The sequence below is a fragment of the Cohnella rhizosphaerae genome (genome assembly GCF_029525575.1).
GTDB lineage: Bacteria > Bacillota > Bacilli > Paenibacillales > Paenibacillaceae > Cohnella > Cohnella rhizosphaerae.
Map to the genome: position 1 here is coordinate 576,781 of NZ_JAPDIA010000001.1, position 25,437 is coordinate 602,217.

Genomic DNA, 25,437 nt, shown 5'->3' on the forward strand with positions numbered 1-25,437 from the left:
ATACGGAGAAGCGAGGCCAGTTGGCGGGATAAAAGCAACATCTCGTCTTATGCAACAAAGATACGAATGATGATATAATAGCAATGATAATAATTGGAGTTGATTCGGATGCACGACCTGCTCGACCCTAAAAATGATTTCGTCTTTAAACGCATCTTCGGCAGCGAAGAGAATAAGGATATTCTGCTTGCCTTCCTCAACAGAACCTTCATGGAGGCTGGCGCCGTCGACGGAGATCGTCCTGTTGAACCCCTATACGGATAAGGATTCACCGCGCGATAAACAATCGATCTTCGACATCCAGGCCAAGACGACCGAAGGTCAGCTTATTAACGTCGAGATGCAACTGTTCAACAAATACGACAATGAAAAGCGTACGCTTTATTATTGAAGCAAACAATACGCAGGGCAGCTTGAAGAAGGGCAATCCTACAAGCAGCTCCGAAAGTGTGTCACGATCAACATCCTCAACTTTTCCATTTTGCCGAATGATCGTTATCACAGCGTTTTTCATCTACGGGAAGACCATAGCGGCATTGCGCTAATCGATGACATTGAAATCCATATCATGGAGCTATCAAAACTGAGTACGCAAAACATTCCGAACGAAGGCGGTCTGCTCAACTGGCTGCTGTTCCTGAAAAGCGAAGATACGACGAATTGGGAGGTGCTGAAGGTGAACGAACCCACGCTGGGCAAAGCGATGACTGCGCTTGAATTTTTAAGCCAAGATGCTGAAGCACGCAGACAGTACGAAATGAGACAAAAGGCGCTTCATGATGAAGCATCAATGATTGAAGGTGCGCGCGCGGAGGGAATCATACAAGTCGCAAAAAATATGTTGCTGCTGGGCATCGATCTGGAAACCATTTCGCAAGCAACCGGGTTGCCCTCCCAAGAGTTAAAGAAACTGCAACAAACACATTAGGCTATACAGACGAAGCCAACAACGTAGGGTGAGCAAGAGCATTTCCTAAAGCGATCAGATCGCTTGGGAAATGCTCTTTTTTCAGCTTGCTGTCACGAAAGCATGTTAAGCCCTTCTTTCGTTCCTCTCTCCTGTCCCTCAAAAACACAAATAAAAAAAATCCCTTATGCATCAAGGGATTTCATCATTTAAGTTATGGTGCGGTCGAGAGGACTCGAACCTCCACGGTATTGCTACCGCCAGCCCCTCAAGCTGGTAAATTGTATATCTTGTAATTATCAATAATGTCCTACACTTACCATTACACATAATTTTATAATAGCGGTTAACGAGGTTGGTATCGCTAGTGTCGGCATATAGCCTGCCATTTCTTTATTAATGTGACCATATATGTGACCAAGCAGTATCAATCTAATGAGCCAAACAGTGAATCGATATCAGTGGAAGTATGACCATCCCCGCGAAAATCTCTCCAGTCATCATCAGGAGAATCAGGTTCGGTAATATCTTCTTCCAATTTTTTTTATTCGCTCTTGTAATGAATCAATCTCTTCTGTCATGTCTACATCAAAGAAAGAGGCTAACCTTTCAAGACTATCATAATAGCCATTAATATTATCTATATCGCTCTCTTCTTCTAAATAATGTTCCTGCTCTGATTCAATAATTTGTATGAAATTTTGTTGTATATATCTTTTTTCTTCAGAGCTTATGAAGTTTGGAATTAATTCATCCAACTCCATAAAAATTCCGAATGTTTCGAAATCCTCAAGATACTCCATCAAGTTATCTTTAATGGAACTAAGCCATTCTTCTTTCGTTATTCCGAAACGAAATCCATGTCTCATCAATAACTTAATTATCTCAGGATAACCTTCCCTCCAGCGAACTTTAAAAGTTAACACTCTGGAATAAATTAACTTTTCAACTCTAGCAATCTCCTCTATAGACGAGACGTAATTGATTTCAGTTAGAATATCGAGAATACTAATAAAACGTTGTTCAACAGAGAAAATAACTTTCGAAACTACGGAGAAAGGGTTTAGGTTTGCATAATTATGTAATGTGTACGTTGAAGCCTCAAATAACTCAACTAAAGAATGAATAAATTGTTTAGACAATTGTCTTTTTTATTACCGTAGTACAAGCAGTATTATTCCAGAGAGTAATACATTGGTCGAAGAAATATAAAGATTCGCACAATGGTCTTAATTCATGTAAATTTTCAGCTAAGTAATTTTCTATAAAGTCTCTAATTGATGGGTTACTATAAGCTATGATAGTTTCTTCTTTAACTTTAATAACTCTAATGAAGTTCCCCTCTAACTGATGCAAAGCCTTTCTAAAGTCGGATGGACTACTTACCAGGTGCCTAGATGAATCGTATGTCTGTAAAGCAAATTGTAGGTCCTCTAAGAGAACATTGGGAGATAAAGTACTTAAAACAATCAAAATTCTTTGGGCAACCTCGGAAATTTGATACTCAAAAGCATGTTGCCACAGACGATGAGGATTATCCAAATGATGAATAAATGTTTTAAAGTAGTCTTTGTCTTCCTTATTATTTACTACTGTCATCCACTCAATAATACGAGGGCTATAATTTTGATGATTAATTATCTTTAAGTAGTTTTTATTCTCTAATATTTTTTGTTTATTCAAAGCCGGTGTTTCTGAAAAATACAGATGGTTATATAAAATCTCAGCCTTATTAAACGATGTATAGTTAGAAAGTTGAATTATACATTTCATTTCGTCAAAATTAGAGGTAGCTAGCTTTTCATATATTATTTTTGCTTGATTTAGTATGTATTCCCTGGTAGTCAAAATAAATTTTGTATGTTGCGCTTTCCTGACACTTTTGATAAATTTGATTATTCCTTCATCTTCATTATTATTTAGTTTGCGGTCAAGACTTGTTTGACCTAAAAAATCATCATAATAAAAAGCCTGCTTTTTTTCCGGATTATACAATCTGTAAGCTTCTTCAATGTTGGAGACTTTAAAAATCTCGTATTCGTGAGCTAAATAATCTACTAATAACATTTCAGCCAGTGTTGTTTTACCTATACCTGGGGCTCCCGCGATAATACAATAGTTGGCCTCGGTCAATATTTTTTTTGCTTGAAGATAACTATTATTTTGCACATAAAATTTTATTTTTTGTATTATTAAGTCTAACTCAATGTCAGATTTATTATAAACATCACTGTGAATAATTCTTTCCATTACAGTGGCACTTGTTAGCCATAATTTGAAATTGCTTCGTTCCACTTCAGGGAACTTACCTAATAAATTATTTATATCATCCTTGCCATAGATATCACCAGTAGTAAGGATGTATGGATCTAAAAGCTTTAAAATAGAATCCTTATTAGCAGGTGTTAATCCAAGCGAAGTTACTAGAACATACCTCTTAACATTCATCTTCTCAATTTTTGGCAATTCTTTCTTTAATTCTGTTGTTAAATTTGTGAATGTTGATTTCGCATAGTGTTTGCATTGTACAATGATGGTGCTTGCTCTATTAGCACTATATCTTAGATCGATTCCTCCATCTCTTCCACTTTTAAAACTCTCAAAAGTTTTATCTTTAAGCTCCTTTTGTAGTAGATCTCTAGTTAAAAGTTCAAAATCGTAGCTTGATAACGATGTAAAATCATAATCTGGCACCATATTCACCTGTCTTCTTTTGGACTTTATTTAGTTTGATCATTTACTTTGACGATCGTCATTCTATAACTCGCTTTATTTATAAGTATGTTGCCATTTCTAAGGAGATAGAGTGCTGCTAGAAGTCTAAACAAAACATTGATAACTTTTTTTAGAAGATACCCTAAGGTTAAGTTATTCCCATCCTTAGTGGGACTCGATTTCGTCATTTAATGTCAAAGATAATGATATAGTGACAAACTTATATATGTAAATATGAGACATGTAAAAAAAGCCCTGCATTTAACAGGGACTTATCAAATCATATAGAGCGAGGGGGGCCTTACTCTAGGGATACTTTTATTAGTTCGTAAATCTTTTTCCTCTTCTTTCCAGACAGCTTTTTATCATTGAAATAAAGCTCAACTTGATTATCTTGTAGTAATTCATCCAAGCTAATTTTTCCGACATAAAATCGCTCTAATTGAGTTACAACATCATTAATATCATAGCCAAGCAACAAATAATTCGCTGACACTTCTAATGCTTCCGCTAACTTAGTCATATCTGTATTTGTTACTTCTGTGTATTCCCGTTCCCAATTTGAAATCACCTGCGTTGAGACACCAATTTTATTTGCAAGCTGGTTTTGAGTCCATTTTCTCTCTTTCCTGGCTTTCTTAATCCTGATACCCAATCCAGCTCCGATTTTAGGTAATTCCATCTGATCCCTCCGAACAGGTTCTTCTGTCTAATATCATAGCACTTAATAAAAACTAACGGAATGTTAATAGAAAATATTGAAAATAACGATATTCGTTATTATAATGTATATAACGGATTCCGTTAGTATATTTGCAGGAGGTGTATGGCAATAAGTGTACAGGCAGAATTAGAAAAGTGTTATACAGCTTTGATCAAAACACGAGCAATACAAACTGTCCAAGAAAAAAAAGCTTTTAAGACTAATTAATTCTCTTCGGCGAAGCCTGCAGAGCGAAGCCGATACCGGCTCGGCGCGTAGCGACGACCGGCTTGGCCTTGACATGGAGAGGCAAGACATGCCAGGCTGATCTGCCGGTCAGGCCACTCCGTGGCATGGCCGCAAGCCTGACAAGCATGTCTTGTAGAGGCTCCATGTCGAGGCTGAGGCGTCTCTAGGACGCCGCCCAGCAACCATATAACATGCTGGGCGTAAATTACAACTTAAGGAGTCGGGAGCCCTTGTTATTAAAGGCAATTGATACTTTAGAGTTTGGTTTAGAAATTTTAAATTATACCTCTTCTATGAATGAATATCTAAAAAAAATTTAAAGAACTTAAAGACAAGGCACAAAAAGAAGGTAAAGAACACAGTTTAAACATCGGCGGAATTGAATTGACAGTACATGCATCAGGCGTAAAGTTTTATGCTTTTCGTCTTTCATGTAATGACTTTCTAATTTGCTTTATGGATAAAGAAACAAAAACAAATTCACCAATTACAGTTCGATTCTTGTCTTCTTATTTATGGTCATTTGGCGTTATTCAAGCCTATCTGAACTTCCTAAAATGGTTCAACAACTTTTCAGTAGACGTTCAAAGCACCAAATTATCTCGCGTCGATCCCTCGCTAGATGCGGATGAAATTAGTTTTAAACAAAAAGATGCAATGGGAATTGTGACACGAGCGAAAGGAAAGACACAGCACTTTGTAGATGAGATATATACGAGCGGCAGAACATTTAGCGGATTCACAGTAGGTCGAGGTAATCCAATATTGGCGAGAATTTATAATAAGACGTTTGAAATAAACAACTCAGGAAAACTGTGGTTTCGAGACATCTGGAGGAATAACGGTTGGGATGAGAATAAGCCGGTATGGCGAGTTGAATTTCAAGTAAGAAGACAAGCTCTTATCGAATTCGGAATTCCTACTTTCGATCTCTTTGCTGATAAGCAAGATGAGTTATGGGCTTATCTGACTCAGGAGTGGTTAAGTTTGCGAAAACCATGCTCTGATAACATCTCTAGATGGAAACTCACAACAAAGTGGATGAAGGTGCAGAGAGCAATAACCAATTACTCTGCTGAGCCATTGATTCGTGAAACGATCAAGCAAAGCAACTTGATTCAGCTACTTGATCAAGCATCGGGATTATTCATGTCTGTGGCAGCACTAAGTAATCACGATTCCCCCGAGCGATACATCAAAATTATTAGAGTCGTGGTGCGAAATAAAGCTATTAAAAAAAAGATAAATCATTTGATAGCGAAAAGAAATTGAGACAGAGCAAATTTATGAATGCAAATGAGGTGTAAAAATGTCAACAACTTATGACGGTTTTCCTCCGGTACTTGACGTTCACCATATACAAGAGATCTTAGGGATTGGTAGAAGACAAGCCTATGAGTTAGTTAACTCCGGTCAATTCCATGTTGTTCGTGCCGGTAAAAGGATAAAGATTGCAAAGGACGTCTTCGTTTCATGGTTAATCGGTCCAAAACAATTACCAATAAATTAGGGGGCATTGCATTGGAAAAATACACGATAAAAACTAACACAAGCGTATTGATAGGTTACATAGTTGAACCAAACTTGGCAACTCCGCATCCTTTAATTAATGCTATGACTAATGGTATTTGGATTAGGCGAGAGAAGCATATAACTTTCCTGGCAAAATCAGAAATTATCGAAATGAGACCGACTTTGCCAACAGATAAAGAATCGGATCATATTTAAGGAGAATATCATGGCGGGATCAGTTCGGAAAGATGGCGCATCGTGGTATTACGTCCTAGAGCATTATGAGAACGGCAAAAGGAAGCAGATTAAGAAAAAAGAGGCTTCACAACGAAAAAAGACGCTCAGAAAGCCCTTGTAGAGGCTGAGAACGCCTTGAATACAGGGACATATCTAAAGCCCTCTACCCTGCTGCTAAAGGACTATTTGCTTGAGTGGATGCGCGATAAACAGCACACAATCGGTCGGCAAACCGCCGAGAACCATTGGACATGCATTCATAAGCACATAAACCCGATTATCGGCAATATACCCCTTACGAAGTTGACCACCTTTGACGTTCAAAAGTTTACTACCCGACTAGTCGAAAAGGGGTTAGCACCCGCAACAGTAAAACGGATATTTAACATTGTGCATACGGCTTTGAATAAAGCGGAGAAAATGCAGCTGGTGAATAAGAATGTAGCTTCCTTGATCGACAAACCTAAGGTGACACGGAAAGAATTAGATGTTTGGGATACAGACGAGGTAAATGCGTTTCTTGAACTTGCTAAAACCACTCGATACTACATCGCTTATCATTTGGCTGTAATGACCGGAATGCGTCAAGGCGAAATACTAGGCCTAAGATGGCTAGACGTCGATTTTGAAAGGCGCAAACTGTTCATACGACAAACCCTAAGTCACGATGGCAAAACATTTAATGTCGGTGCCAAGACTGCATCCAGCGTGCGTTCAGTCACGTTAGATGAATTAACCGTTAAGCGTCTTCAAGAACACCAACGCAAGCAAGAGAACGAGAAGAGATTAGCTCAAGGCGTTTTCATTGATAAAGGGTTAGTAATTTCAACATCGACAGGAAACCAGCTTAATCCTCGTGACCTAAAGAAAATTTTCGACCGAATTATTAATGATGGTGGATTAAGAAAGATAACCTTTCATGATTTACGTCATACTCATGCATCTCTTTTGTTAAAGCAAAACATCCATCCTAAAATAGTGTCTGAACGGCTGGGGCATTCATCTATTCAAATGACTTTGGATACCTCTCACATCTGATGCCTAATATGCAGCAAAAGGCAACCGATGACCTAGCAGATTTACTTTTTTAGACATTAAAGTTTTAACCGCCCTTGGGCGGTTACTTTGTTATGTGAAGGTTTGGATATTCTTACAAATCGGATAGTTAGAACATGCAAGGACAATTCCCTTTGAACTCTTACGCTGAATCATCGTTTCGCCACATAAAGAACAGTTTGATTGCTTATCATGACTTTGAGATGGTGAAGACTTTGATGTATTTGCTGCTACTGCTGTCTTTTCTGGAGAATTCACTTTTAACATCATTTCAATGAGCTCATCACGATTAATTAAGCGAACATTATTGGACTTTGCCAAAGTTACCGCCTGATCCGTAAAATAGCTGTTTGTTACGACCCATGCCTCTGATGCCCCGTACTTAGCCTTTCCAGTATGAACTTCTTGTACTGCTTTAAGACCTACATTATCTTTGTATCGCTTCGCTTGTACAGCGATCTTCCTCCCCTGTGTCCGAAGGACGAGGTCAACTCCGTAATCTCCAGTTGCTTAAGTGACCTCTGTTTGATAGCCAAATGAGCGGAACATTTGACCAAGGTATTTCTCAAAGTTATATCCGTCCATCTTGTCAATGTCGGCTATTCCGGAACGCTTGAGCTTCTCCAACCGAACGCTTTTTAACATTTGACCAATGACGACGAGGATTAACCCTCCCATTAGAAATGCGATACCGCCGGCAACCAATGATTTTGTAGCTGAGAAGACCAGAAAGAATGCTCCAAGCATAACTGGAGCTACAAGAAGTTCAAGAAGCGAGGATTGTTTCTTTTTTCTCCGTGCCAAAACGAGCGCCTCCAATTTGTTAGTTCGGAGACTTTCGACAAGAATGGCACATTTTCCTGCAAGATTGTTAATCGCATTAAAATGTCCTATGTGACCAATCCGTGACCATCAATTGAAATTTGAGTTTTCAAGGACATTTAAAATTGTCTTTAAAGTTAAGTGCACAATAAAAAAATCCCTTGCTGCGCAAGGGATCTCATCGTTTAAGTTATGGTGCGGTCGAGAGGACTCGAACCTCCACGGTATTGCTACCGCCAGCCCCTCAAGCTGGTGCGTCTGCCATTCCGCCACGACCGCATATTAAAAGTGTTGCTGTTCTCCAAGCGGCAGTGCCGGGGGAACTTGTTAAAGACTTTTCTTTGCGTAAAGCGACGATTCTGCCGATCGAAGGTGGTGAGCCATGAAGGACTCGAACCTTCGACACCCTGATTAAAAGTCAGGTGCTCTACCAACTGAGCTAATGGCTCGTACTGAAGTTGGTGACCCGTGGGGGGAATCGAACCCCCCGTTACCTCCGTGAAAGGGAGGTGTCTTAACCGCTTGACCAACGGGCCGCATTAGCATCAATTCGCTTTGTTTATCTCGTTCCCTCTCGGGCGACAAAAATGATTATATAACACCGTTTTAGGATTCGCAAGTACCTTTTCGCAATTTTTTTAAAAGTTTTTTTGTGGTGTATGCTAAGACCAAGAAAGGGGCATCCATCATGACTCAAATGCTTCTATATAACGAATCGACGCAGCGCGTCGAGGAGACCGCCGTGCGGGTGCCGCGCGATGGGGAAGTCGCCTGGGTGTCGCTGATCGCGGCCACGCAGGAGGAGATCGAGCGGGTGCTGCGCGACGTGTTCTGCTGCCATCCGCTCATCGTAGAGGATTGCGTCAAGCTGAACCAGCGTCCCAAGCTCGACCGCTACGACAAGCATCTGCTCCTTACCTTCTTCGAGGTCGGACAGGATCTGACGACGATCGAGACGGAGCATGTCATCGGTCCCAACTACGTCATCACGGTGGCGCCTCAGTCGGCGAGCTCTGTCGAAGCGGCCGAGCGGGACTTCCGCGCCGCGCCCGAACGCTTCATGACCTTTTCCGGCGTCATCCTCTACCGCCTGCTCGACCGCTGCGTCGACGACTACGCGGATCTGACCGACAAGGTGGAAAACGTGCTCGACAAGCACGAACGGGCCGTCTTCCGCAATCCGCACGTCAAGATCGCCGGAGACGTCTTTCGCCTCAAAAGGAAGCTGCACACGATCAGGCGCATCATGGCGGACGAAAAAGCGGCGCTCGCGCAGTTGACCCATCATCAGTTTCCTTATACCAGAGCGGAAGCGGATGTGTACTTCATCGATATCTACGATCACGTATCGCGCGTGCTCGATTCGATCGACGGCTTCCGCGAGTCGCTGTCCGGGCTTCTCGAGCTGCAGATCAATATGAAGTCGGATCGCATGAACGAGATTATGAAGACGCTCACGATCGTCAGCTCCATTTTCCTACCCCTGACCTTCGTCGTCGGCTTGTACGGCATGAACTTCCACGATATGCCCGAGCTGCGCTGGAGATACGGCTACCCCGCCGTCCTGATCGTCATGGCCGTGATCGCAGGATCGCTCTGGTGGTTCTACAAGCGAAAAAAATGGCTGTAGTCGTCCGCCGCCCCCCTCGTTTCAACGATCGTCAAATCCGGTTAAGCAAGAAGTAATATACGGATTCGACAAAGGGGCTACTCGCCATGAATGAATTCAAGCTGCACGACGGTTCCCTGTACTGGCCGAAAACAATGTCCTTCTTCCCTACATATCCCTCCCTTCGCGAAAGCTTGATGACGCAGGTCGCGATCGTGGGCGGCGGAATGACGGGCGCGATCTGCGCGGCGACGCTCGCGGAAGCCGGCATCCCCGCCGTGCTGGTCGAGGAGAAACGGGTCGTTTCCGCCAGTACGGCGGCCAACACAGGCCTCATCCAGTTTTCAAGCGATATTATGTTGAGCGAGCTATCGGATCGAGTCGGCGAAAAGGACGCTGCCGCGTTTTACGCGCATTGCCGCAAGGCCGTGAACGACCTTGGCCTGCTGTCCGCGGCACTCCCGCAAGACGGCGGCTATCGCGCACGCAGCAGCCTCTACTGCGCCTCTAAGCACGACGACGCGCCGAAGCTTCGCCGGGAATACGAGATGCTCCGCCGGCATGGCTTCGCGGCGGATTGGGGCTTCCCTGCGGGAGTCGGCGCCAGCTTCAAGGAACAATACCCCGCTGCGTTGGTGACCCGCGGCGACGCCGAGATCAATCCCGTCCGCCTCGCCCACGGCTTGATCGCGCAGGCGGCGCGAAGCGGCGTTCGCGTGTTCGAGAACACGGGCGTCACGAGCATCCGCAGAAGAGGCGACTGGTTCGTCCTGTCCTGCGACGGCGGCGAGATTCTGGCGCGAACCGTCGTACGCGCGACAGGCTATCTCCCGGGTCTTGAAGACGCCGCCCGAATCGAACCCATTCTGCGAAGGACGTTCGCGCTAACGACGACGCCGAACGCGATTCCCGCAGAATGGAGCCAGGAACTGATGATGTGGGAAACGGCGCGGCCCTATTTTTACTTCCGGCCGGCGCCGGACGGCCGGCTCGTCGTCGGCGGGCTGGACGAAGAAGCGGAGGATGCCACGGCCGGCGAGCGGACGCTGCAAGCGCGTACCGACAAGCTGCTCGCCGAGCTCGGAGCGTTGTTCCCGGGCCGCAGCTTCGAAGCCGAGTACGCCTGGAGCGGCGCGTTCGGCGAATCTCCGGACGACCTCCCCCTTCATCGGCGAGCATCCGGAGATGCCCGGTCTCTTCCACGCGCTGGGCTACGGAGGCAACGGCACCGTTTACGCGATGCTGGCCGCCAGCATGTTGGTTGCGCGCCAACGCGGGGAGACGCATCCGCTGGCCGGACTGCTACAACCGAGGCAGGTCACTAACCGGACCGTGAAGGGCAACCCGGCAGTCAGAAAAGTTTGAGCAGTTTAACTGCTGCTTGTGCGGAATAAAAGGAGCGGGGGGCGCCCGGCGCCTGCGATATGTTGGCAAGATCCCGGGAGAGCAATCTGAACGCGTGTGTTGTTCTAAACGAGACTTGTTCGGCCTTTGCGCAACTCCGAGGAGGGTGTTCGTTCCCGACCAGGAACGCCCCGCGCTTCGTGGCGCCGTGAGCGTGGTGGTTTGTTTCTAACCCAGACTATTCCGCGCTGCTTGACGTCGTGAACGGGGCGCTTGTTCCTGACCAGGACTAATCCGCTCTGCGTGCCGTCGTGGCCGGAGCAATTGTTCCCGATCAGGACTAATCCGCTCTGCGTGCCGTCGTGGGCGAAGCATTTGTTCCTGACCAAGACTAAACCGCTCTGCGTGCCGTCGTGGGCGAAGCATTTGTTCCCGATCAGGACTAAACCGCTCCGCTTGACGCCGTGATCGGTGATTTCGTTCCTAACCAAGACCACTTCGCTCTGCACGCCGCCGTGAGCGCGTTTTTGTTCCTAACCCGGACCTCCGAGTATATAAAAAAGGATTGCCTATAAGGCAATCCTTTGTCATGTCGCTGTGGTGGCGGAGAGAGAGGGATTCGAACCCTCGCACCACTTGCGCAGTCTAACCCCTTAGCAGAGGGTCCCCTTGAGCCACTTGGGTATCTCTCCATGTTGGCTCCCCGAACAGGACTCGAACCTGTGACAACTCGATTAACAGTCGAGTGCTCTACCAACTGAGCTATCAGGGAACGTTTTTCTCAAAAGCGACATTGATTAATTTATCATATGTCCTTAAATGAGTCAAGCACTGTCGGAAATTTTTTTTAAAACTAATTTTGCATCGCCTGCCCCGCGAAGGCAACCGCCTTCTCCGGCGCGGCTTCTTCGAGTCGCAGCTTGCCTTTGCACCGGCCGCATACGTACTTGCGCGGGTCGGTCTTGCGCTTGCGCGGGTAGGACATGCCGCAGGCGCGGCACACCAGGTGATAGCGGACCGGCAGGCTGCGGCGCGCGCCCGGCAACGCCTGACAATAAAGCGTGGCGCCGACTTGCGCGAGCAGCGTCTTGAACTCCGCGTCGCGATGACGGTAGCCCCGGCCGAGCAGGTGCAGATGATAGTGGCACAGCTCGTGCTTGATGATGCGTTCCGTCTCTTCCGCTCCGTTGATCGCGAGCTGGTGGGGACTGATCTCGATATGATGGCTTTTGGTGAAATAGCGGCCGCCTGTCGTCCTCAGCCTGCTATTGAACGCGGCCTTGTGCAGGAAAGGCCTGCCGAACCATTGCAGAGACAACGCCTCCACCCACTGCTGCAATTCACGGTTGTCCATTTACGGAGCCTGCCTTCCTGCCTGCGCCTTGTTTTACTTGAATTGTAGCCACGGGTTGGGCTACACTGTCAAGTAGAATTTGCCGAGGGGAGACCATCTGACTCATGCCCGACATGACCCACGTATTGCTGCAACGCGCCGACGGCAGCCTCCTGTTCGTCGAGATGCCCGCATCTCACGCTTATCAGCTTAGCGCGCTGAACCTTAGGCTGCACAAGGAGCTGTCCAAACTGACGGCGGACAACGTCCCGGCGCTGCCGAGAGCGGTTGCGGAGGTAGGCAGCCTGGATTTGGTGGAGGGTGCGGCCGAACGAATCGGCGGCATGGACTACGTCAACGAGCTCGAAGCGACGTTCGCCGCCGTACGGGAAGGCGAGTACCCGCTCGTCTCGCTGCTGACAGAGATTCGCGCCCTGCAGGCGCAGCTTGAGCAGTGGTACGAGGAAGAAGGCCTTCTCTAGTCCCCATCGTTCGACGCGCGGCCCGATTTTTTTGCCTTCGTTCGATCAGTCGGACCTGCACGGTTCGCCTTTCCGCTCCATAAGGTATTAGTACAGCATGACAGTGGAGGAGGACGACGGCTATGCCGCAATGGCTGTGCAATCAGATGATGAGGGCTTACCAGAAAAAGGACCGCCGCCAGATCAAGATGCTGAACGACTGCTGGTTTTTCTATTATCGCCAGCCCGCGAAGGATGCGGCCGCGATTCCACGTCCCTAACCGACCGTTCGACCGTTAAGGATTGACTCATCCCTATCGCTATCATAATCACAGCCGCCCCGAATGCGGACGCAGCATGCTGCGCCGCATTCGGGGCGGCTGTATGTCGGGCGGGATCATCTCGGCGTCAAGCCTCCGCAGGCCCCTTCATCGTCAGACTGACGCGACCCTTCTTCAGATCCGTGCCCATGACCCACACTTTGACCGTGTCGCCGACGGCCACCACTTCCGTCGGATGCTTCACGAACCGGTTGCTGATCTGCGAAATATGCACGAGACCGTCGTTCTTGATGCCGATGTCGACGAAGGCCCCGAAGTCGACGACGTTGCGGACCGTGCCGGTCAGCTCCATCCCCGGCTTCAGGTCCTCGATATCCAGGACGTCCGTGTGAAAAATCGGCGCCGGCAGCTCGTCGCGGGGATCGCGTCCCGGCCGCTGGAGGCTGTCGAGAATGTCGCGCAGCGTCGGCACGCCGACGCCCAGACCCGCGGCCGTCTCCGCGACGTTCACGCCGCGCAGGCGCTCCTTCACCTCGTCGGTGCCGATCCCTTCCAGCTGCAGTCCGAGCGCCTTGAACAGCTTGTCCACGACCCCGTAGGACTCTGGATGGATCGGCGTGCGGTCGAGCGGATGCGCGCCGTCCGAGATGCGCAGGAAGCCCGCGCACTGCTCGAATGCTTTTGCGCCGAGCCGGGGGACCTTTTGCAGCTGCTTGCGGTCGGTGAATTTGCCGTTTTCTTCGCGCGCCTTGACGATGTTCTTCGCCAGCGTGGCGTTGATGCCCGACACATACGAGAGCAGCGACGGCGACGCCGTATTGACGTCTACGCCGACATGGTTGACCGCCGACTCCACGACGCCGCCAAGGCTCTCGTCCAGCCGCTTCTGGGATACGTCGTGCTGGTACTGCCCGACGCCGATCGCCTTGGGCTCGATCTTCACGAGCTCGGCGAGCGGATCCTGGAGCCGGCGCGCGATCGACACCGCGCTGCGTTCGGCGACGTCGAGATCGGGGAACTCTTCCTGCGCGAGCTTGGACGCCGAATAAACGCTCGCTCCGGCCTCGTTTACGATGAGGTACTGCAGACCGCGCTCGGGCATGCCCTTGATGACCGACACGACGAACTGCTCGGTCTCGCGCGAAGCCGTACCGTTGCCGACGACGATCAGCGTGACGCCGTACTGGCCGATCAGCCTGCGGAACAGCGCCTCTGCCTCCGCCTTCTTGTTGTGCGGCGGCGTCGGATAGGAGACGGCTACCTCCAGCAGCTTGCCCGTATCGTCGACGACGGCCAGCTTGCATCCCGTGCGGTAGGCAGGGTCTACGCCGAGCACGACCTGCCCTTTGACGGGCGGCTGGAGCAGCAGGTTGCGCAGGTTTTCGGAAAAGATGGAGATCGCGTGCTCTTCCGCCTTCTCCGTCAGCTCGCCGCGCAGTTCGCGCTCGATCGAAGGCGCGATCAGCCGCTTGTAGGCGTCCTCCGCGGCCGCCGCGAGCGCATCCCGCGCCGGGGACGGCCCGCGCAGCGTACGCCTGTGCAGCTCGGCGACGACGCGCTCCGCCGGCACCTCGAGGCCGACGCCAAGCACGTCCTCCCGCTCGCCGCGGTTGATCGCGAGCACCCGGTGCGGCGGCAAGCCGCTTGACCGGCTCGCTGTATTTGTAGTACATCTCGTACACCGATTCGGCTTCGGCATTTTTAGCCTTGCATTGCAGCACGCCCTGGTCCCACGTGAAGCGGCGCACCCACTTGCGGATGTCCGCGTCGTCCGCGATGCCCTCGGCCACGATGTCCATCGCGCCCTGGATCGCCTCCTCCGCGCTGCCGACGCCCTTGTCGGCGTCGATATACCGGGCCGCCTCGCGCTGCAAATCGCCCTGCCTGGGCTGCGACAGCAGCCAGTTCGCGAGCGGCTCGAGCCCCCGCTCCTTGGCCACGCTCGCCCGCGTCTTGCGCTTTTGCCGGTACGGCCTGTACAGATCCTCGAGCTCCTGCAGCTTGACCGCGGCGCCGATCGCCTTCGCCAGCTCGGGCGTCAGCTTGCCCTGCTCGTCGATCAGGCGGAGCACCTCGCCCTTGCGGTCCTCCAGCTGCTTCAAATAGCCGCGGCGCTCCTCGATGGCCCGAAGGACGTTCTCGTCGAGTTCACCGGTCATCTCCTTGCGATAGCGAGCAATGAACGGAATCGTGTTGCCCTCGTCGAGCAGTCCCGCCACCGTGCGCACCTGCGCAGGCTTCAGGTTCAGCTCGGACGCAATCTGCGCGATCATGCGCTCCGCCGCCAGCTTCGCGTCCGGCAATGTCGCTTCATTCATCGTACTTCGGCTCCCTTTGGTCAAGTCTTTTCCCATCATAACAAAAGACGCTTCCGTCAGGAAGCGTCCGCAGGGTCCGCGTCAAACGCGAGTTCGGGCCGGTCGTTGTCGGGGCAGCGCAGCGCGGCAAGGGCGAACCCGACCATATCCTCGATCAGCCGCTCCGCGTCGGGCACGGGCTCCGACAGCACGGGATCGAAAAAGCTGAACTCGCGCCTGTACGTGATCCCTCCCCATAGGTAAAGAAAGGCGCTGTCGAGCGAGCGGTAATGAAAAACGCCGCGCAGCTTCCCCTCGGCAAGCAGCGACCGGATTTTCTCCCAGATCGGCGTCAGATACTCTCGAATGTAGTCGCGTCTGCAAGTCTCGTTGCCGATCTCGTTCTGGATCACGCGGACGAGATCGGGGTCCTCGAGCTGGAACTTCACGATCTCCCGGATGACCACCTTGAGTCCCGCGATCGGCTCCAGCGGCGCCGCGATCGTCTCCCTAACGAGCTCGATCGGAAAAAATTCGTCCAGCAGCGCTTCGAAAAGCTTGTCCTTGCCTTGAAAATAATAGGACACGAGCGCGGGATTCGTATCCGATTCGACGCCAAGCGCCCGAACCGTCGTCCCGTCAAAGCCCTGTCGCGCGAAAAGCCGCTTGGCGGCCAGCAGAATGCGCATCCTTGCATCTAGCTCGTAGGTACTCATAATTCCTCCCACTGCCGGATAATACTTTAGTGCTTCACCGCATTATCTCTATTATGAAGCAAAGGACCAGTGCGAAGCAAGCATGCGTTTGTCGAATTTGTGGTATATTTTGTGCAAAAAGAGCTGCCTGCGGCTTTTGCGTTTGCGCATTGGCGCGTAGCGGACGGATCGTGCGGGATAGAGTTGGACAGAGCAGCCGTTATTCCTGTTTGTATCGCTGTTCGTAGGCCGATCGCGGACTCAGGGGGCGCTATTGCGGGATTGACGGCCTTGTTTAGCCTTGATCCGAATAAATAACGCCCTTCCAGTCCGCAACGATCGCCATTTGGACCGGTTTTTACGAAATAGCGCCCCCCTGAGTCCGGTGCCTGGTGTGACGTACCACGTGCCTTGTGCCTTTGCCTGTCTTGCAATCAGCGGCTGCCGCGACTGCCCGGATGCAAAAAAAGAACGATCCCTTCCCTCGAGAAGGAACCGCTCTTAAAAATCGATCAGACCGACGCTGATGAGCAGCGCCTCGTCTACCTTTCTCATCATTTCCTCGTCCAAGTGCGTGATCTTGTCCGTAAGCCGCTGCTTGTCGATCGTGCGAATCTGCTCGAGCAGCACGACCGAGTCGCGCTCCATCCCGTGCTCCTTGGCCTCGATCTCCACATGCGTGGGAAGCTTTGCCTTTTGGATTTGGGCCGTGATCGCCGCTACGATGACGGTCGGACTGAACCGGTTGCCGATATCGTTCTGTATGACGAGCACAGGGCGTACGCCCCCCTGCTCGGACCCGACGACAGGCGACAGGTCCGCGTAGAACACATCCCCGCGTTTGACGATCAATCGCTACACCCCGCTCACGAGCCGTCCGAGCGTGCTCTCGGCGTCTTCCTCGGCATGAAAAGCCTCGGATGCCATGTTCAGGTTGATCTTGGCCATCTCCAGGTATCCCCGCTGCATCGCGTCGCGGATCAGGCGTTTCTTTCTGTCGACCAGGTACTGCTTCATCGCCTGGCGGACGACTTCGCTGCGATTGGAATTCTCGTTCGCCGCGACATAGTCCACCTCGCGCAGCAGATGATCGGGCAGACTGATCATAATCCGCTTCGTATTGTGCAAATTGGCCACCGAACACGCACCCCCAAAAAATGTCCATGCTGCAATAATTCCCAGTATCTCGTTCGCTGAAAGGAAATATACGAATATCATACCATTCGCGCCGTCCGCGCGTCATTCCTGCTTGACGGCATTAAAAATGTCGACGCATCGAAAGCCGCTACCGCTGCAATATCGGGTTGGCCACGCCGACGACCTTGCCGCCGCTGACGTACACTCTGGGCACGCGGGCCGCAATCATGCAGGTCACTTCATAATTAATCGTGCCGAGCTTGTCGGCCAGCTCCTCGACCGGCAGCACCGCATCGCCCTGACGGCCGAACAAGACGACTTCCTCGTCGGGCGCCCAAGGGGGCTCCGCGGCGCCGGAAGGTCCTTCGTCCAGTCGTACCATGCACTGATCCATGCAGATCGAGCCCACGACGGGATGGCGCCGGCCTCTGACGAGCGCCTCGGCCTTGCCGGACAGCATCCGGCTGAAGCCGTCGGCGTAGCCGATCGGCAACGTGCCGATCGATTCGCGCTTCTCCGTGAAATATCTCGTGCCGTAGCTGATGCCTTCGCCGGCCTCCAGCGTCTTGACGTGCGCGAGCCGCGTGCGCAGCGACATGACCGGCGCGAGCGCAATCTCGTCGCGCCGGACTTCGTCGCTCGGATAAAGGCCGTACATGCCGATGCCGAGGCGCAGCATGCCGCCGACCTGCGGCGGCAGATCGATGCCCGCGGCGGTGTTGCCCGCATGCACGATCGCGATGGGCAGATCCGCCCGCCGGACATAATCGACGACCGAAGCGAAACGCTCGGCCTGCATCTCCGTGTAGCGCTTGTCGCTCTCGTCCGCTCGCGCGTAGTGCGTGTACATGCCTTCGACAGCCAGTTGCGGCAGCTTGAAGGCCCTCTCCAGAAAACGCTCGGCAGCCGGCCCCGGCAAAATCCCGAGCCTGCCCATGCCCGAATCGACTTTGACATGCGCTTTGAGCTTCGCCCCGTTTACGGGCATTCGTTCGATCGCGTCGAGTTGATCCTCGCGGTACAGCGTCACGGCGACGCCGCGCTCGCGAGCGATCGGAAAAGCGTCGGACGGCGTGAGTCCCAGCACGAGCACGGGCGTATCGATGCCCGCGTCGCGCAGTTGCAGCGCTTCGTCCAGGAAGGCGACGCCGAGATGGTCCGCGCCGGCCTCCGCGGCCGTTCGTGCGGCCCAAACCGCGCCGTGTCCGTATGCGTTGGCCTTCACCGAGGCAAGCAGCCTCGTGCCCGGCGCGAGGCGCGACTTGAACGCGGTCACGTTGGCGCGCAGCGCGTCCAGCGAGATCGCGGCCACCGTCGGCCTGTAATATCCTTCCACGTACGTCACCTACTTCTGCCTGAAAACAGATTGCTGCCTAATACCGTAATGTTACCGGGCGCGGGCCTTACTGTCAACGCAAGAGCGACAGCCAAAGCTTGGCTATCCGTCTCTCTGATGCCAAAAAACCGGTCGTAGGACCGGCTTTTGGCAGTAAATGAAAACGACTTAATGTTGGCGAAGGTTATTTGCCGGATTGATCCACGAGCGCCTGGGCGACGCGAACCATCTCCTCGTGCGGCAGGTCGACCGTCGTCAGACGATAATCGACGCCGTCGTACGTCCAGGACAGCGACTGCGTGTCGTCTTCGGTCAGGAAGCCGACGGTGAAGCCGAGGTCGAGCGCCTTGGTCTGCGCCAGCGTCGAGACCGCGCGGTCCTTGGACTGCGACTCGACGATCGAGAAATCGTAGGTGCCGCTGTAGCGCAGCATGACCCCTTGCTGCCCGTCGCCGAGTTGCACGTCGAACGGCGCTTCCACTTGCGTCACGCCTTGCGGGAGCATAAGCGGGTCGGGCTCGATCGCGGCCATCTCGGCGACGGGTTCGGCGGCTTTGCCGTCGCTGCCGTCCGCCGGGTCTGCGGTCGCGGGATCTGCGGTCGCTGGATCTTCGGTCGCCGGGTTTGCAGTCGCCGGATCGGCGGACGCGCCCGTGCCGTCGTCCGGCAGCGCGCCGGTCGTGCTGGCGTCGCTCTTCGGCGTCGCGAGGTTCTGCTGCATGTCGAACGCGGACTTATCGAACTTTTTGCCGAATTCGAAGCTGTCGAACTTCACGTCCACCAGCACGTTCGAGTTCGTATCCGTCACTTCGACGAGCTGCGGCGAGTAGTCGCTCTTGTCCAGCCAGATCTTCTGGCGGGCGAACGAGCCGTTCTGGTAGTTGCCGGCCATGACGTTAAAGACGTAGGAGTCCTTCTCCGCCGCGAACTGGCGCGAATTGTCGACCGTGATGCTGTGCAGCAGCGTCTGCAGCAGGTACACTTGGCCCTGGTTGTCCGGCCAGTCGCTCTGGAAGCGGTAGCTCTTATTGAGGCTCGGCGTCAGGACGAACACGCCGTCGTCGTTGCGGAGCACGATCTGCGTCACGTCGCGGCTCGCGCTCGTCAGCGCGACGCGGTAATAGTTGGGCTTCTGGTACCAGACTTCGACCTTGTAAGCCTGCGGCTGCTGCCCGGTATGCAGCGTCATGACGCCGCTCCCCCTGGTAGCTGTCCATCTTGTCCGACAACTTGGTCAGATCCTTCACGACCGAATCGGCGTTCTTGCCCGCGCCGCATCCCGACAGCAACGTCGCGACGAGCACCAGGGCAGCCGCGATCCACGGCAGCTTGCGAAGCATCACATCAACCCCTCTTCGAATGGTTAGTCCATGCTTCATTCCTATGAGGGGACTTGACCGAATATGCGGACGAGATTGACGAGCCTGGATCGAAAAACGGTGAAGCAAGGCCTTGCACCTAAATGAAAACGGCCCTCGTCTTCGTGAACGAGGGCCGCTACGACTTGCCGAGCTTATTCGTTAATCAACTGCAGCTTCTCCAGCAGACGCTTCAGGGCGATCGTCGCCGTCGACCGACTCGCGGCCTTCGCAGGCTCGAAGCTGCCGGCGGACGACCGCTCCAGGATGCCCGCTTCAAGCAGCGAGCGAACGTCGGCTTCCGCCCATGCCGCGATAGGATCGCCGATAATGGTCGGCGCAGACTGGGCGGCATCGCTCGCCGGCAAGCCGCCGGCAAAGGTTGCGGCACGCTTCAGCATGACCGCCATTTCCTGCCGGCTGATCACGCCGGAGGGGATAAACTTGCCGTTGCCGTAACCGGTGACAAGGCCGGCATTAACCGCCGCCGTAACCGACGGCTCGTACCAGGAACCACGTACGACGTCCGCGAATGCCGATCCGCCGGTTTGAGGCGCGAGACCCAACGCCCGGACAAGGAGGGCCGCGAACTCGGCGCGCGTCACCGCGCGATCGGGTTCGAAGCGCTGGCCAGTTCCGAGCACGAGCTTGCGCGCCGCCATCGCCTCGATGTCGCTTCTGTCCGGTCGATTCGCCAGATCGGCGAACGACTTGGAGGCGCGAACGATCGTGTACACGCTGTTGTGCGGCGTCTTGATCTCGACCGTCAGTTTGCCGTCCTGAATCCGCGCGAGCGAAGGAACAAACGTCATCGAACCGGCCGCAGCGTCGTAAGTCAGCGCCGATACGCCGTTCAGGTCAGCCGTGTCGCCGACGATAAAGCGCTTGGTCACATACGTACCGCCAAAATTCGAAACCGTCTTGCTTACGTCGCCCGATTCCAGAACGATGTCAAAGTCGAGCGCGTCGCTTAGCGACGTCAGCCCCTCACTTTTTAACAAATCTCCGACTTTACCCGCGACGGCAAGGTCGCTCTTCTGCAACTTGATTACGATCCGCAGATCGGACGGTATCGTCTGCGAACCCCAAGCCTGCTTCAAAGAGTTGCCTGTCAACAGGCTGACGGGAAGCTCGTACTCCGCTTTGTCCGACTGAAGCACGACGACTGCTTTCGACGCTGCCGCGGTCCCCGCTATAAGGGAGGAAGCGTCCAATCGAACCGTCATCCCGTCTGCCAAGCTGGCGACCGGCAGGACAACCCTGGGAGGCGCGACCGACGAATGCTGTTTGGCGTAATCGTCGGCTTCCTTTTGAGCGGCTTTGAATGCCGCTTCCAGCTTGGCTCCTTCAGGCTGTAGCACAAGGATCGAGCGGCCCTGGCTGTCGACCTGCTTTTCGGCGTGGAGATCGCTCTCGCCAAGTCTGCCGCTCGCTGTCTTGCCGTCGTCTGCGCCAGCGGTTCCTGCAGGCGGAGCTCCGCCTCCGCCGCTACCGCCTCCTCCAACGCTACCGCTGCCACCGCTATTGCTACCGCCATCTCCACCACCGGAGCCGCTCGCCGGGAGTGGACAAGGATGAATAGCGCTATAAACATCGCTCGCTAATATCGATGGCTGCTCTCCTGCCGTCGGGGACGCTTTTCCCGGACTTCTGGTCAGCGTCGCGCCCATTTCGTCCGTTCGCACGTACACCATGCGACCGCCGTAACCCGGCAGTATGCCTGTTACGCTCCACCCGACCGGGTAACTCTCCGTCACCGCACGATGGTCCGTATCGTCGTATTTATTGACCGTGTGACCATTTAGCGTATAGAAACCCGTCCCGCCCGGTTCGAATGCGATATCGTCAAAGGCATCGATGGCACCTTCGTACAGCATGTCGTCCTGTTTGTTCGACGCTGCGCTGAATACCGTTCCCGCTCTGTTGAACAAGTGCTTGCCGTCCGGAGTCGCCCAAAGCGGATAGAACATCGGATAGTCTCCGTGATAAGGCGAACTGTAACCATGCCTGTCTGCCGTCAGGAACGTACCGGCTGCATTTATTTCAAAGGCTTCAATATCTCTTGGCGATGAATCTGTATCGATGGCGTAGACTTTATTCAACTGAGGTACATAAGCCAGGTATGACGCCTGGCTGATCGTCCTCGAGTCAATCCGATCGCCCGTCGCTCCGTTATAAGAGGTCAAGTTTGTCCATTGGCCGGAACCGGAAGCAATAAATACGCTATTTTGCGGGGTGACGATCAAGTCGAACGGGTCGGTATCGACCGTGAACTGCTTGTCCACCGCCAGCGATTGCTCATTCAGTACGGCAAGCGCGCCCGTTTGGTCCTCTACCCACCAATAACTGCTATGCGGCCGGTCCACAAGCGCTACATACAGTTTCCCGTTCGCCGCGTACAACCGTTCCGGCTGACGGTCCATCGTCGCCTCCGCCGTTTCTCCCGTAGACAGGTTCACGGCCGCAACCTGGTTGCTATCCTTGAAAATCGCGTAGACGATCGGCAAGGTCGGGTGCTGGATCATCTGCTTCACTTCGCCCGAGAAGCGCGCCCAATCCTGGGCACCCGACACTGCATTCATCGCCGTCCGGTTCAATGCCGTCGTGCCGGACACGGCGGCGGCCGGGTTGCCGGCCATATCGACGAGCGCGCCGGACGAAGATGCAGGCTTATAACTGAACTTGGCCACATCGCCGGCCTTGACGGGATTCGTCAGCGTCAAGACGAGATGCCTGCCTTCTACCGTCCATTGCGCGATCGGATCGTCGGACCCGTTCAGCTCCACGCGCATGAACGACATAACGGCCGTATAGGAGGCTACGACAGGCTCGTCGTACGTCAGCGTCAGCTTGTTCCCTGCCGCGCGCGCCGTACCGAGCACCGGTCCTTCCGTATCGTCCATCTGCACGTAAATGTCTGCGGCATCCGGGCGCAAGGCCATGCCTTTTGCCGAGCGGGCGTTCGCAACGATTATTTGATAGGCTTCATTGGAAGCAAGCGGCCGGTCCAGCGTCAAATAAACGATGGATGACGATGCGCACTCCTTTTCCACCTTAAGCACTTTTGGCGAACTCAGGCTCGAATTCAACGGCTTAACCGTATAGCTTGCCGCATTGCCCAGCGTAGAAGTGTCCATCGCTTCATCGAAGCCAAGCACGATCATCGTCGATGAACGCGTATAGCCGCCGATCGCCTTCGGACTGGACGAATCCTTGATCGCCCGCACGGTCCAGCGCTGCTTCGATCCGTTCTGCGCGGAGACCGTGTATACCTGCTCCGAATTGAGATTTACCTGGGCTCCGCTGGCAGGCGTTACGGTCGCGCCTTCGGATACGGTCACGCGGGGCGTCAGCGCCGACAGATCGTCGTCCGACTCCGCGTAGACGGTCACGGTGTGGCTGGCGGCATCGATAATAGCCCGCCCCCACAGCATCTCCAGGTTAAACGCCGTAATATCGTTGGCTCCCAGCGGGTCGGCGACAGCGCCGGAGACCGTCCAATCGCGGGCGGTACCGTCCTTGGCAGTCACACGAAAAACGACGGGACTCGCGTAGCTTCTCATCATTTTCGGATCCGGGCTGATCGATGCGCCAGGCGAGATGCCGATCGCAGCGGAAAGCTTCGACAGATCCGTACCGTAGGCAGCCTTAAAGATTACGGTGCCCGCTGCGGCGTCGATCGCGGCCGGGCCGAGCAAGCCCGGCACATCCAGCGATACGATCGCGTTCTCGGCGCCCGTATAGCCAAGCCCTACCGCTTCCCAAGCCGACTTCACCTTGTCGATGACGGCGGAGCGCAGCGTGTCGGACAAATCCAGATCGCCGGCAGCCAATACAAAAGCGTCGCGCGCGTCGGCGAATTGGGCCGTCGGCGTCAAATAAGAGGTCAGCGCCCCGTAAGCGATATCGCCCAGCAGCCTCCGGCCTTGGTCCTCCAGTCCCGGAATGCCGTCAATCCCTTCCGAGATCAGATAGGCCGCGCGATTCGGAATGCCGCTATTGGTATGAACGCCCCCATTATCGTGACCGTCATCCTCCGGCAGCTTCGCATAACCGGACATGTTCGAAGGCTGGGGCGAGAGACCATCCTCAGGATGCTGAAGACTGCGCAGGAACCCGTGTCCGCCCACGATGCCGGCATCTTCGCCGATCAGCCAATCGTCGTCGTCGAACACCGCCGCAAAAATATCCGAAAAAGATTCGTTCAGCGCGCCCGACTGCCCGCTGTATTCGAGACTTGCCGTATGCTCCGTTACGGCATGCGTCAATTCGTGCGCCACGACATCGCTCGCGCAGCTCAGACAAGCCATCGATTCGTTGCCGTCGCCGTACCAGATGACGCTGCCGTCCCAGAAGGCATTATCGATCGGCCCGGCGTTCACGACCGACAGAATCGACATTCCGTTGTCGTCGAGGCTGTTTCTGCCAAATCGATTCCGATAAAAATCGTAAACCTGTCCGGCATAATAATGCGCGTCGATCGCTTCGGGATTCGCATTCCCGAAGTTTTGCGACAAGGCACTCACCGGCTCGTACAGATTGCTCGCATCGTACGTCTCGATCGTGCCCCATTCGATGCCCTGTTCGCTGCCGTACATCGGCTTGGTCGTGTCGACCAGATAATAGCGTTGGAACCGGTAAATTCCTTCAAGCCCTTTCAAGTCTTTCAAATACCCGTTGCCCGTTATCGCTATGCCTTCGGCAGCCGCTTCCGCGGATCGGCTCAGCTTCTTCAGCACTTCGCCGCTCCGCGCATCGATAAAGCCGTACCATCGGCCGAGGGCCGGCTGCGACGCGCTCAATTCCACTTTGTATGCCAGCATATACGTATTTTCATCGACCGGGTAGAACAACAGCTGCGCAGTCGGCTTCGCGGCCGCGCCGATAACGGAGTCGGCCTCGGGAGCGTCTGACCGAGCGGTATCTTGCGCCGCTTGACCGATAGCCGTCCGCAGCGCGGCGATGGCGTCTTCCTCGCTCAAGACAGCGACGCTGTCAAGCGCAAGGCCCGCAAGACCGGCATCCGTCTCGTTTGTCGCAGCGTACAAATTGCGGCCGCCGTCCAAATGGGCCGTTATGTAACTCCCGTAGACCGGGATTCCTTTGTAATACTGCTGGATGCGATAGTGCGTCTTGCCTCGCATATCGACGCTTTTCCCAACGATCTGCAGGCTGTCCGCGGCGCTCGCGATTCGTTGGCGACCCGCGCCGAAATAGGCGAGGACATCCGCATCGCTCTGCAAGCCGGTCGCGCCGGCGTTCTGCAAGCCTGATGAAGGAATAGCCGCATCGGCCTGGCGAGGTCCCATGCCCGAGATTACGAATGAAAGAAATAGAATCAAACTCAGAAAAGCAGCATTGCCCGTCGCCAAATTTTTTTTCAAG

At 53.2% G+C, this 25,437-nt stretch carries 21 protein-coding genes, 5 tRNA genes and 3 pseudogenes; 9 read left to right on the forward strand and 20 right to left on the reverse strand.

The annotated features are described in order from the left end of the window. Window positions 1-108 precede the first annotated feature (108 nt). Window positions 109-928 (forward strand): annotated as a pseudogene (locus tag OMP40_RS02730) (Rpn family recombination-promoting nuclease/putative transposase). Window positions 929-1,419: 491 nt separating this feature from the next. Here OMP40_RS02730 and OMP40_RS02735 read toward each other — a convergent pair. From OMP40_RS02735 to OMP40_RS02745, 3 genes are all read right to left on the reverse strand, one after another. After that, window positions 1,420-2,049 carry a hypothetical protein gene (locus tag OMP40_RS02735; RefSeq protein WP_277528927.1) on the reverse strand — a complete coding sequence of 210 codons (630 nt, stop codon included), beginning with the start codon at window positions 2,047-2,049 and terminating at the stop codon, window positions 1,420-1,422. Continuing rightward, a complete protein-coding gene (locus tag OMP40_RS02740; RefSeq protein ID WP_277528929.1) occupies window positions 2,042-3,604 on the reverse strand; it encodes an nSTAND3 domain-containing NTPase in 1,563 nt (520 codons plus the stop codon). The genes OMP40_RS02735 and OMP40_RS02740 overlap by 8 nt, the downstream gene beginning before the upstream one ends. A gap of 319 nt (window positions 3,605-3,923) precedes the next feature. Next, window positions 3,924-4,304, reverse strand: coding sequence for a helix-turn-helix domain-containing protein (locus OMP40_RS02745; protein ID WP_277528930.1), 381 nt, complete (start codon window positions 4,302-4,304; stop codon window positions 3,924-3,926). A gap of 654 nt (window positions 4,305-4,958) precedes the next feature. On the opposite strand from OMP40_RS02745, the gene OMP40_RS02750 reads away from it, so the two are divergent. The 4 genes from OMP40_RS02750 (at window position 4,959) to OMP40_RS02770 (ending at window position 7,361) form a co-directional block, all read left to right on the forward strand. Then, entirely contained in the window at window positions 4,959-5,846 is an 888-nt protein-coding gene (locus tag OMP40_RS02750; protein WP_277528931.1) for a replication initiation factor, read from the forward strand. Window positions 5,847-5,883: 37 nt separating this feature from the next. Next, entirely contained in the window at window positions 5,884-6,084 is a 201-nt protein-coding gene (locus OMP40_RS02755) for a helix-turn-helix domain-containing protein (RefSeq protein ID WP_277528932.1), read from the forward strand. After that, window positions 6,048-6,302, forward strand: coding sequence for a hypothetical protein (locus OMP40_RS02760; protein ID WP_277529241.1), 255 nt, complete (start codon window positions 6,048-6,050; stop codon window positions 6,300-6,302). The genes OMP40_RS02755 and OMP40_RS02760 overlap by 37 nt, the downstream gene beginning before the upstream one ends. 156 nt (window positions 6,303-6,458) lie before the next feature. Continuing rightward, window positions 6,459-7,361, forward strand: coding sequence for a tyrosine-type recombinase/integrase (locus OMP40_RS02770; RefSeq protein ID WP_420871875.1), 903 nt, complete (start codon window positions 6,459-6,461; stop codon window positions 7,359-7,361). Window positions 7,362-7,451: 90 nt separating this feature from the next. Here OMP40_RS02770 and OMP40_RS02775 read toward each other — a convergent pair whose 3' ends face one another. The 6 genes and pseudogenes from OMP40_RS02775 to OMP40_RS02800 all read right to left on the reverse strand — a co-directional run bounded on the left by OMP40_RS02775 (window position 7,452) and on the right by OMP40_RS02800 (window position 8,737). Next, entirely contained in the window at window positions 7,452-7,649 is a 198-nt protein-coding gene (locus tag OMP40_RS02775) for a topoisomerase DNA-binding C4 zinc finger domain-containing protein (protein ID WP_338131017.1), read from the reverse strand. A gap of 6 nt (window positions 7,650-7,655) precedes the next feature. Further along, window positions 7,656-7,874 (reverse strand): annotated as a pseudogene (locus OMP40_RS02780) (restriction endonuclease); the annotation flags it as partial. 15 nt (window positions 7,875-7,889) lie between these two features. Beyond that, entirely contained in the window at window positions 7,890-8,183 is a 294-nt protein-coding gene (locus OMP40_RS02785) for a PDDEXK family nuclease (protein ID WP_277528933.1), read from the reverse strand. Between the two features lie 211 nt (window positions 8,184-8,394). Beyond that, a tRNA-Leu gene (locus OMP40_RS02790) sits at window positions 8,395-8,480 on the reverse strand. 94 nt (window positions 8,481-8,574) lie between these two features. After that, window positions 8,575-8,650: transfer RNA gene (locus OMP40_RS02795), tRNA-Lys, on the reverse strand. Between the two features lie 10 nt (window positions 8,651-8,660). Continuing rightward, window positions 8,661-8,737: transfer RNA gene (locus tag OMP40_RS02800), tRNA-Glu, on the reverse strand. A 152-nt stretch (window positions 8,738-8,889) separates the two neighbouring features. Between OMP40_RS02800 and corA the strand changes: the two genes are divergently transcribed. Both corA and OMP40_RS02810 read left to right on the forward strand, forming a co-directional pair. Beyond that, the gene (gene corA, locus OMP40_RS02805) at window positions 8,890-9,831 is read left to right on the forward strand and encodes a magnesium/cobalt transporter CorA (RefSeq protein WP_277528934.1); all 942 of its coding nucleotides are present in this window, start codon (window positions 8,890-8,892) and stop codon (window positions 9,829-9,831) included. An 86-nt stretch (window positions 9,832-9,917) separates the two neighbouring features. Beyond that, window positions 9,918-11,135 (forward strand): NAD(P)/FAD-dependent oxidoreductase, encoded by a 1,218-nt coding sequence (locus OMP40_RS02810; protein ID WP_277528935.1) that lies wholly within the window; start codon window positions 9,918-9,920, stop codon window positions 11,133-11,135. A gap of 620 nt (window positions 11,136-11,755) precedes the next feature. Here OMP40_RS02810 and OMP40_RS02815 read toward each other — a convergent pair. The 3 genes from OMP40_RS02815 to OMP40_RS02825 form a co-directional block, all read right to left on the reverse strand. Next, window positions 11,756-11,846, reverse strand: a tRNA-Ser gene (locus OMP40_RS02815). Window positions 11,847-11,850: 4 nt separating this feature from the next. Next, a tRNA-Asn gene (locus OMP40_RS02820) sits at window positions 11,851-11,926 on the reverse strand. 81 nt (window positions 11,927-12,007) lie between these two features. Then, a complete protein-coding gene (locus OMP40_RS02825; protein ID WP_277528937.1) occupies window positions 12,008-12,508 on the reverse strand; it encodes a SprT family protein in 501 nt (166 codons plus the stop codon). Between the two features lie 104 nt (window positions 12,509-12,612). On the opposite strand from OMP40_RS02825, the gene OMP40_RS02830 reads away from it, so the two are divergent. Both OMP40_RS02830 and cmpA read left to right on the forward strand, forming a co-directional pair. Beyond that, window positions 12,613-12,969, forward strand: a complete 357-nt coding sequence (locus tag OMP40_RS02830; protein WP_277528938.1) for a hydrolase/acyltransferase — start codon at window positions 12,613-12,615, stop codon at window positions 12,967-12,969. Window positions 12,970-13,091: 122 nt separating this feature from the next. After that, window positions 13,092-13,229 (forward strand): cortex morphogenetic protein CmpA, encoded by a 138-nt coding sequence (cmpA, locus tag OMP40_RS02835; RefSeq protein ID WP_277528939.1) that lies wholly within the window; start codon window positions 13,092-13,094, stop codon window positions 13,227-13,229. 127 nt (window positions 13,230-13,356) lie between these two features. Here cmpA and OMP40_RS02840 read toward each other — a convergent pair whose 3' ends face one another. From OMP40_RS02840 to OMP40_RS02870, 8 genes and pseudogenes are all read right to left on the reverse strand, one after another. Then, window positions 13,357-14,868: a helix-hairpin-helix domain-containing protein gene (locus OMP40_RS02840; protein ID WP_420871876.1), complete on the reverse strand. Its 1,512-nt coding sequence runs from the start codon at window positions 14,866-14,868 to the stop codon at window positions 13,357-13,359. A gap of 58 nt (window positions 14,869-14,926) precedes the next feature. Continuing rightward, window positions 14,927-15,586: pseudogene (locus OMP40_RS41115) on the reverse strand (Tex-like N-terminal domain-containing protein); the annotation flags it as partial. Window positions 15,587-15,603: 17 nt separating this feature from the next. Then, window positions 15,604-16,215 carry a TetR/AcrR family transcriptional regulator gene (locus tag OMP40_RS02845; RefSeq protein WP_277528940.1) on the reverse strand — a complete coding sequence of 204 codons (612 nt, stop codon included), beginning with the start codon at window positions 16,213-16,215 and terminating at the stop codon, window positions 15,604-15,606. 507 nt (window positions 16,216-16,722) lie between these two features. Further along, window positions 16,723-17,073 carry a type II toxin-antitoxin system PemK/MazF family toxin gene (locus OMP40_RS02850; RefSeq protein ID WP_090114400.1) on the reverse strand — a complete coding sequence of 117 codons (351 nt, stop codon included), beginning with the start codon at window positions 17,071-17,073 and terminating at the stop codon, window positions 16,723-16,725. Between the two features lie 3 nt (window positions 17,074-17,076). Next, the gene (locus tag OMP40_RS02855) at window positions 17,077-17,358 is read right to left on the reverse strand and encodes a CopG family ribbon-helix-helix protein (protein WP_090114402.1); all 282 of its coding nucleotides are present in this window, start codon (window positions 17,356-17,358) and stop codon (window positions 17,077-17,079) included. Window positions 17,359-17,506: 148 nt separating this feature from the next. Next, window positions 17,507-18,694: an alanine racemase gene (gene alr / locus OMP40_RS02860; protein ID WP_277528946.1), complete on the reverse strand. Its 1,188-nt coding sequence runs from the start codon at window positions 18,692-18,694 to the stop codon at window positions 17,507-17,509. A gap of 184 nt (window positions 18,695-18,878) precedes the next feature. Then, a complete protein-coding gene (locus OMP40_RS02865) occupies window positions 18,879-19,883 on the reverse strand; it encodes a LolA family protein (protein ID WP_338131000.1) in 1,005 nt (334 codons plus the stop codon). Between the two features lie 324 nt (window positions 19,884-20,207). Further along, entirely contained in the window at window positions 20,208-25,436 is a 5,229-nt protein-coding gene (locus OMP40_RS02870; protein ID WP_277528947.1) for a M4 family metallopeptidase, read from the reverse strand. Between the last annotated feature and the right edge of the window lies 1 nt (window position 25,437).

Excerpts from the sequence above, each read along its gene's own strand:
- OMP40_RS02865 (WP_338131000.1), bottom strand. The coding sequence starts at position 19,883 with ATGACGCTGCATACCGGGCAGCAGCCGCAGGCTTACAAGGTCGAAGTC.
- OMP40_RS02825 (WP_277528937.1), bottom strand. The coding sequence starts at position 12,508 with ATGGACAACCGTGAATTGCAGCAGTGGGTGGAGGCGTTGTCTCTGCAA.
- cmpA (WP_277528939.1), top strand. The coding sequence starts at position 13,092 with ATGCCGCAATGGCTGTGCAATCAGATGATGAGGGCTTACCAGAAAAAG.
- OMP40_RS02740 (WP_277528929.1), bottom strand. The coding sequence starts at position 3,604 with ATGGTGCCAGATTATGATTTTACATCGTTATCAAGCTACGATTTTGAA.
- OMP40_RS02755 (WP_277528932.1), top strand. The coding sequence starts at position 5,884 with ATGTCAACAACTTATGACGGTTTTCCTCCGGTACTTGACGTTCACCAT.
- OMP40_RS02775 (WP_338131017.1), bottom strand. The coding sequence starts at position 7,649 with ATGATGTTAAAAGTGAATTCTCCAGAAAAGACAGCAGTAGCAGCAAAT.
- OMP40_RS02810 (WP_277528935.1), top strand. The coding sequence starts at position 9,918 with ATGAATGAATTCAAGCTGCACGACGGTTCCCTGTACTGGCCGAAAACA.
- corA (WP_277528934.1), top strand. The coding sequence starts at position 8,890 with ATGACTCAAATGCTTCTATATAACGAATCGACGCAGCGCGTCGAGGAG.
- OMP40_RS02830 (WP_277528938.1), top strand. The coding sequence starts at position 12,613 with ATGCCCGACATGACCCACGTATTGCTGCAACGCGCCGACGGCAGCCTC.
- OMP40_RS02745 (WP_277528930.1), bottom strand. The coding sequence starts at position 4,304 with ATGGAATTACCTAAAATCGGAGCTGGATTGGGTATCAGGATTAAGAAA.
- OMP40_RS02845 (WP_277528940.1), bottom strand. The coding sequence starts at position 16,215 with ATGCGCATTCTGCTGGCCGCCAAGCGGCTTTTCGCGCGACAGGGCTTT.
- OMP40_RS02760 (WP_277529241.1), top strand. The coding sequence starts at position 6,048 with ATGGTTAATCGGTCCAAAACAATTACCAATAAATTAGGGGGCATTGCA.